The sequence below is a fragment of the Rhizobium sp. P1_E6 genome (genome assembly GCF_056405875.1).
On record NZ_JBFUBG010000323.1, the window covers coordinates 1 to 823 of the forward strand.

Annotated in this window: 1 protein-coding gene; it reads left to right on the forward strand. The window is 58.0% G+C overall.

The window, feature by feature from the left end; translation table 11 throughout:
- Positions 1-245: 245 nt before the first annotated feature.
- Positions 246-823: MFS transporter (locus AC1D35_RS36520; protein WP_477942932.1), on the forward strand; the 578-nt coding region annotated here is incomplete at its 3' end.

The following is an 823-nucleotide window of genomic DNA, read 5'->3' on the forward strand; positions in this document are numbered from 1 at the left end:
GGCCCGACCTGCGCAATCGATAAGATTTCCGCTCGTTCTGCTTTGCGAACAAGGCGCGGTGCATGAGCAATTCGCATCGCGCCGTCGCCGTGACGCATCGATCGCTAGACGATGCAGATCCGGCGACAGCCTGGCTCATCAACGACCCGAGAGGCATCCGCTCCATTCGGAGCACCCTCTTGACGTTTGCCTCAGATGGCACGGCCCGAAGACCTCCCCATTCAGATCAATGAAAGGAAATATACTTGTCATCCTACGATGCCGAGATTGCGGATGGCGCGACCGTTCGCGAGGAAGAAATTTCAAACGGGCCCCTTGCATGGACCTCTGTTTTTGCCGTCGCACTTGGGATTTTTGCCTTCGTCACGGCAGAATTCCTTCCGGTCGGTTTGCTGACCGAAATGGCTTCGGATCTCGGCGTGTCGGAGGGCAAAGCAGGGTTAATGGTCACGATGCCCGGTGTGACGGCAGCCTTCATGGCTCCGTTTCTGACGGTCATCACGGGTAGATTGGACCGGCGCACTGTTCTTTGCATATTGATTGTCTTGCTTCTGCTTTCAAACCTCCTGACGGCGGTCGCTTCCGATTTCGTCATCGTCCTCATCGGACGGTTCTTCCTGGGCATGGGACTGGGAGGCTTCTGGGCGATTGGCGCCGCCCTCGGTCCGAGGCTGGTGCAACGCGCCTCGGCTGGAAAAGCAACCTCGATCATCTTCGCGGGCATTTACGTTGGCTCCGTTGCGGGTGTGCCGCTCGGGACCTTCCTTGGTAATGCCTTTGGGTGGCGACTTTCATTTGGCGTCTCTGCGGCGGTCTCCACCAT